The organism is Lachnoanaerobaculum sp. (genome assembly GCF_057250505.1).
In genome coordinates this window covers 62,363-69,026 of sequence record NZ_DBHIEQ010000003.1, presented here as the reverse complement: position 1 = coordinate 69,026, position 6,664 = coordinate 62,363, and the positions used below count along the sequence as shown (strand labels likewise).

Annotated in this window: 9 protein-coding genes; 5 read left to right on the top strand and 4 right to left on the bottom strand. The window is 35.6% G+C overall.

The window, feature by feature from the left end; genetic code table 11:
• Positions 1–124: 124 nt before the first annotated feature.
• The 4 genes from recF to dnaA all read right to left on the bottom strand — a co-directional run bounded on the left by recF (position 125) and on the right by dnaA (position 4,093).
• The gene (recF, locus tag ACO6FI_RS02320; RefSeq protein ID WP_485455925.1) at positions 125–1,216 is read right to left on the bottom strand and encodes a DNA replication/repair protein RecF; all 1,092 of its coding nucleotides are present in this window, start codon (positions 1,214–1,216) and stop codon (positions 125–127) included.
• Positions 1,191–1,403 (bottom strand): RNA-binding S4 domain-containing protein, encoded by a 213-nt coding sequence (locus ACO6FI_RS02315; protein ID WP_009221218.1) that lies wholly within the window; start codon positions 1,401–1,403, stop codon positions 1,191–1,193. Before ACO6FI_RS02315 ends, recF begins: the two co-directional genes overlap by 26 nt.
• A gap of 7 nt (positions 1,404–1,410) precedes the next feature.
• A complete protein-coding gene (gene dnaN, locus ACO6FI_RS02310; RefSeq protein ID WP_485455924.1) occupies positions 1,411–2,520 on the bottom strand; it encodes a DNA polymerase III subunit beta in 1,110 nt (369 codons plus the stop codon).
• 184 nt (positions 2,521–2,704) lie between these two features.
• The gene (gene dnaA / locus ACO6FI_RS02305; protein WP_485455923.1) at positions 2,705–4,093 is read right to left on the bottom strand and encodes a chromosomal replication initiator protein DnaA; all 1,389 of its coding nucleotides are present in this window, start codon (positions 4,091–4,093) and stop codon (positions 2,705–2,707) included.
• Between the two features lie 606 nt (positions 4,094–4,699).
• Between dnaA and ACO6FI_RS02300 the strand changes: the two genes are divergently transcribed.
• From ACO6FI_RS02300 to ACO6FI_RS02280, 5 genes are all read left to right on the top strand, one after another.
• On the top strand, positions 4,700–5,329 hold the full coding sequence (locus tag ACO6FI_RS02300; protein WP_288913403.1) for an ECF transporter S component: 630 nt from the start codon (positions 4,700–4,702) through the stop codon (positions 5,327–5,329).
• Between the two features lie 117 nt (positions 5,330–5,446).
• Positions 5,447–5,581, top strand: coding sequence for a 50S ribosomal protein L34 (gene rpmH, locus ACO6FI_RS02295; protein ID WP_007594921.1), 135 nt, complete (start codon positions 5,447–5,449; stop codon positions 5,579–5,581).
• A 177-nt stretch (positions 5,582–5,758) separates the two neighbouring features.
• On the top strand, positions 5,759–6,112 hold the full coding sequence (gene rnpA / locus ACO6FI_RS02290; RefSeq protein ID WP_298056906.1) for a ribonuclease P protein component: 354 nt from the start codon (positions 5,759–5,761) through the stop codon (positions 6,110–6,112).
• A complete protein-coding gene (yidD, locus tag ACO6FI_RS02285) occupies positions 6,093–6,329 on the top strand; it encodes a membrane protein insertion efficiency factor YidD (protein ID WP_124952875.1) in 237 nt (78 codons plus the stop codon). The genes rnpA and yidD overlap by 20 nt, the downstream gene beginning before the upstream one ends.
• A gap of 50 nt (positions 6,330–6,379) precedes the next feature.
• A partial coding sequence (locus ACO6FI_RS02280) for a YidC/Oxa1 family membrane protein insertase (RefSeq protein WP_485455922.1) occupies positions 6,380–6,664 on the top strand: 285 nt, incomplete at its 3' end.

Genomic DNA, 6,664 nt, shown 5'->3' with positions numbered 1-6,664 from the left:
TAAATATATTAAAATTAAACAATTAATATATTTTCTCACTTATTTTGTATCTGTATAAAAATACATAAAGAAAAATGCATTTATGACTAATACAATTCTATTTACAAAATCTTTGTATACAATATTATTTATATTCAGATTCTTTTACAATACCGTTTGTTACATTAAACACCTTGCCGATATCCAAAGATTTATTCAAAAAATCTTCAACACCGGTACAGGTAATAAGGGTCTGTATATGCCTTATAGACTCAAGCAGATGACTTTGACGCTTGCCGTCCAGCTCTGATAACACATCATCAAGCAATAATACCGGAAACTCACCGTATCTGACCTTAATAAGCTCTATCTCGGAAAGCTTGAGTGACAGTGCAAGGCTTCTTTGCTGCCCCTGTGAACCGAACTTCTTCAGATCCATTTCATTATTTAAAAAAAATGAAAAATCATCTCTATGCGGTCCGACATTTGTAGTCTTATACTTTATATCATTTGTCCTTGATTTTCTCAACTCGGCTTCAAAATTATCTTTTTCTATATTTTTCTCATAGATTACTTTTATCTTCTCACCACCTGTAAGTCTTGAATGTATATCAAAAATAACTTCATTCAGCTTTTTTACAAACTCTTCTCTGTAAGAAATCAAATTCGCTCCGTACTTTACAAGCTGCATATCCCAGATATCTAAAGTGTCCTCCAATCCGGGCTTAAAGCCTATTTCCTTAAGAAGCTTGTTCCTTTGATCAAGCACCTTATTGTAAGTAACCAAAGCGGACACATAGACCTTATTCAGCTGACAAAGCTCCATATCTACAAAATTTCTTCTCTCCTTGGGACTTCTCTTTATGATATTCAAATCCTCAGGTGAGAAAAATACCACATTGCAGGTACCGAAAAGCTCACTCAGCTTCCTTATCGGGATGCCGTTGATGGCCACTCCCTTAGCCTTGTTTTTCTTTATATGCATATCAAGCCTGACAGACGCATCCATTTTCTTTATCATAAGCTTTATATGTGACTCACCTGCACCAAATCTTATGATATCCTTATCCTTACTTCCTCTATGAGATTTTGAAGTGGTGGCAAGGTATATGGACTCCAAAATATTGGTCTTTCCCTGTGCGTTGTCACCGTAGAATATATTTACTCCGCTTGAAAGCTTTATATCCAAATTCTCATAGTTTCTGTAGTCCTTAAGCTCCAACGATTCTATAATCATTGTTTTCGTATGTGAAAATATCTCCGTCTCTGAGCTTCTTACCTCTTCTAAGCTCCACTTCGGAGTTTACCAAAACTTCACCGGCCTGTATTACCATCTTGGCTTCAGAGCCCATAGACACGGCACCTGCAAGCTTCATAGCCTGCTCAAGCTTTATATATTCATCTCTAATTCTTACTTCCTGCATATTACTCCTATCCGATAAAATTAACCGGCAATATAAGATATGTGTATGTATTCTTATCATCTCTTATAAAGCACGGAGACTTTGCATTTGTAAAATATATATTTACAAAATCGTCATCAATAACTTTAAGTGCATCTACCAAAAACTTAGGGTTAAAGGCAATCTTAAGATCACTTCCGCTCTTTTCAATATTCACCTTGGCATCCATAAATCCGAGTGAGGAATTTACGGACAGCTTTAGCATACCGTTTTCAATATCAAGTATCATAGGCTTATGCTCATTCTCTCTGATAAGTATCATAGACTGCTCAATAGCACTTTGTAATTTAAGCCTGCTGACATTTACCTTTGTATTATAGTCATTTGACAACATACTCTCAATTCTGAAAAATTCTCCGTCAAGAATTCTTGAAAGCACCAACGTTCTGTCAAACTCAAAAAGTATATGATCCTTTGAAAAATATATATTAACATTCTTTTGAGTATCGCTGTCTATTATCCTCATGACTTCCTGTAAGGATTTTATAGGTACCACACATTTTTGATCTTCATATTCGCCCATAAGCTCAATATTTCTGATAGACATTCTGTGTCCGTCAAGAGTCACAAACTTTGCAACATTGTTCTTTACGTCTATAAGCTCACCGCCCATCATTCTGTTAATATCACTTATTGCAGTCGAAAATTCTGTCTGACGGATTACCTCCTTTAGACTGAACTGAGACAAACTTATAAAAGCATCTCTGTCAATCTTAGGCATCGGTATAAATTCTACCGGATCGATGCCCATAATATTAAATACCGCCTGTTCACATCTGATTGTAGTTTTAAAGTCATTGTCAACATCCAACTCTATCAAAGATTCGGTACTGTCGAACTTTCTGACAATTTCAGAAAAAAGCTTGGCATTAAGTACAACACCTCCTGCTTTTACTATTACAGCGTCAACCTCTGTTTGAATTGAAAGTTCCGTGTCTGTAGCATCTAAAACAACTCTGTTATCTGATGCACTTATAAGTATTGATTCTAAAATAACGCTTGATGTCTTGGTAGATACGGCTTTCATAACTATACTGAGTGCATTTACCAATTGTGCTTTTTGAAATTTTAAATTCATTTTTCCTCCGGCTTTGGCAAAAACAAGCGACGCTTTGCCATGTCAAATATTTAAATATATTTTAGTATTAGTATTATTATAGGGTGTGGATAAGTGTAAAAGTCTTGAAAGCCTTGTAAACACTTGCTTTTTTGCGATTTTTTGTAAACATCGCTATGTTTGACAATTACCCATATAATTTGGATTATTGTGGAGAAATCTTTTTTTTGATAGTTTCAATCGTCTGATTCAGCTCACTGTCCGAGGTGATTCTCTTGGTGATTACATCCTCGGAATTGACTATCGTGGAGTGATCTCTGTCTCCTAAAAATTGGCCTATCTTTGTCTGTGTATCATTAGTCATCTTTCTGCAAAGGTATACCGTAATATGTCTTGCAGTGGCTACCGGTTCTTTTCGTCCTTTGGCTTTTAATTCAGCTACAGTGATATTGAAGTGATCGGCAACTACGGTAGCGATATATTCTGAAGTAATTTTGGTAGGCGCATCAGGTGTTATCATGTCTTTAAGCACCGACTTTGCCAAATCTATATCTATTTCCTGATTTTTATTTAGCCTGCTCATTGCATAAAGCTTATTGAGAGCTCCCTCAAGCATTCTGATGTTGCTCTTTATATTGGTAGCGATAAATTGGATTACTTCATTATCTATATTTTTGCCGTCTCGTTCTTCCTTGCTTCGAAGTATCGCCATTCTGGTCTCAAAGTCAGGAGAAAAAATCTCTACCGCAACACCCCAGGCAAATCTGGAACGAAGTCTTTCTTCAAGGTTTTTCAGCTCCATAGGAGGTTTATCTGAAGAAAGTATGATCTGCTTTTTTTGTTCGTACAACGCGTTAAAGGTATGGAAAAGCTCCTCCTGAATAGCGTCTTTGCCTCCGATAAACTGAATATCGTCTATTAAAAGTACGTCTACATTGCGATATTTTGCACGGTATTCAGCCAGATTGCTGTTTTTTAATGCATCGATGTATTCGTTTAAGAATTTTTCGCTGCTGACATATAAAATATTGGCATCCGGGTTATGCTCCAAAATGTAATGTGCAATGGAGTGCATCAAGTGAGTTTTTCCGAGTCCGACACCTCCATATATAAAGAAGGGATTGTAGTGCTCGCCCGGATTTTGGCTTCCCGGAGACTCAGCTACGGCCACAGCGGTTGCATGTGCCAGATCGTTGCTTTTTCCTACAACAAAGGTGTCAAAGGTATAAGCGGGATTTAGGTTGGCACTTAAGAGTTTAAGGTTGTTTACCGGATGTCTCTTGTTGTCTATTAACTTTTTAGGGATTTTTTGTGATTCCTGTTCGTTTTTTTCTTTAAAAACAATGTTACATTTAATTAAGGTAATTTCCTCTATTGCAACAGCCAAATATAGGGAATATTTTTTTGTAACATAAGTTTTAAAAGGCATCGAAGGAACCGTAATGATAAGTGTGAAATTTCCCCTTGAGTCCTTCTCAATTGATGTCGGAATCATGGGCTTTATCCACGTATTGAATGATACAGGGGAAAGTTCGTAATCGTCTCTTAAAAAAGTGATTATATTTTCCCAATTTGATTTGATCTTGTCTATCATTCTTTTTACTCCTTTGGGATACTTCTAACTGATTAAAGTATAGCAAAAAAATGTGGTCATATCAATGGAAATAACGGTCGGAAAACAAAGTTGTCCACATAAATGTTCACAAAGATATGGATAACTGAGTGAATAAAAAGATATTCTCAAATTATCCATACGGTTTTGTGGCTAAAAAGCGTGGATAAGTGTAGTTATACACAGAGTGTGGAAAACGATGTTGACAACGTAAATGGCTTAGAATAAGGCTTTAAAGAGGATATCCACATAATAGTACATTCACTTATCCACATCTTATCAACAAAATGTGGATAAGTGAATTGCTAACAGTTAACTGTGAAAAAGGGTTTTGAAAGTTATAAATGTGGATAATTATGTTGAAAAGTTTTTTGATGTGGATATTTTTTTAACTTTTTTCTTCCTATTATAGTGAAAATTCTGCAATATATCGTGTATTGACAGTATTATTTATTATTGGGCTATGGCGGTTTGAATCTAAAAAACGGACTTATTAAAGTGTAATAAGATTATTGATAATAAAGGAGTTTAAAGTTATAATATTAAGTGCATTATATCCAATAGGAATAGTAGCGAGAGGAGAAAAAGATGAAGAGAGATTCTTATCAAAAGACAAAGAAGATGGTAATAATGGCTATCTTTATAGCAATCATTATTATCCAGACACTGGTACCTATTTTAGGATTTATACCGCTTGGAATTATGAATGCGACAATCATTCATGTGACGGTAGCCATAGGTGCCATTTTACTTGGTGTAAAAGAGGGAGCAGGACTTGGCTTTGTATTTGCACTTGGAAGCATGTGGAAGAATACATTTATGCCGAACCCTACATCATTTTGCTTTTCACCGTTCGCACCTGCAATAGCAGGATATACAGGTGGAATAAGATCAATCATAGTATGCTTTGTTCCAAGAATACTTGTAGGTATAGTGGCTGCACTTGTATTCAATGCAATCAGAAAAACAGGAAAGATAAAGATTGCACTGTTGGTATCCGGAGCTATGGCGGCTGTCACCAATACTATTTTGGTAATGAGCGGAATCTATTTTTTGTTCGGACAGCATTATGCTTCAGCAACAGGAAGAGAGGTGTCACAGCTTCCATATGTAATAGTAGGTATTATAGGTACACAGGGAGTGGCAGAAGCGATAGTATCTGCAATCTTAACTTTGGCAATTGCAGGAACATTATTAAAAATCAGTGAAGAACGATAAAGCTATTGACTTGTAAGGCTTATTTTACTATAATACTAGGGTGCGTTCTTTAGAAAGTGAAGAACATAGACTTGAGAAAGACTAGACAAACGAAAAGAAGTAAGGAGGTGCCAGACCATGAAAATGACATTCCAACCTAAGAAGAGACAAAGATCTAAGGTTCACGGTTTTAGAGCAAGAATGAGTTCTGCCGGTGGTAGAAAAGTTTTAGCTGCCAGAAGAGCAAAGGGAAGAGCTAGATTATCAGCTTAAAAAAATAAGGCAAAAGCCAAAACAGATGAGTGCTAGTTTATAGCAAAGAAATTATCTGTCGAAGATTACTTAGGGATAGTCTTATGACTATCCCTTTAGTTTACGACTATTGTCGGGTATGATATGCTGCCCGATATCAGTTTTCAGTTATGATGCAAGAGGCATCAAGGAGTTTGTGTGAAGAATTTTCCGTCTTTAAGAAGTAATGCTGATTTTCAAAAGGTTTATAAGAATGGAAAGTCATATGCCAATAAAGCTCTTGTTATGTATGTATATAAGAATGAACTTGCCTATAACAGAATAGGCATATCGGTTTCAAAGAAAAATGGCAACAGTGTGGTCAGGCATACATTTGTAAGAAAGCTTAGAGAGATTTTTAGGCTGAATAAGATAGAGAAAAAGGGATTAGATATAATAGTAGTAGTTCGAGTAGGTGCAGATGTGAAGGATTATCATAAGCTTGAAAGTGCCTATTTACATTTGCTAAAATCACATAGACTGGACAAAGAAGATGTTGAAAAAATTAAATAGCTTAATAAAAACAGGAATGATTAAGCTTATTAGGTTCTATCAGATATTTCTGTCACCGCTGAAGGTCAGAACGCATTGTATTTATACTCCTACCTGTTCACAGTATGCCATAGAAGCTTTGAAAAAGCACGGCATAATAAAGGGTACACTGCTTAGTATTTGGAGAATTTTAAGGTGCAATCCTTTAGCAAAGGGAGGCTATGACCCTGTACCATAGAAAATGATAAGTTTATTTTAGAAAATCTAATAAATATTGGAGGTATTAGCTTGGACATTGTACTATTAACAAAGTCAAGTACGCCTATTATAGGTTGGTTTGCTGAAATACTGGGATTTATAATGAATTTGATATTTGATATAGGAATAACAAATATCGGTATCGCAATTATTGTATTTACAATAGTGATAAATGTTATAATGATTCCTCTTACTATAAAACAGCAAAAATCTCAGAAGCTTATGGCTGTAATTCAGCCTGAAATAAAGGCTATACAGGATAAGTATAAAGGCAAAACAGATAATGAGTCGGCAATGAAGATGAATGCCGAGACC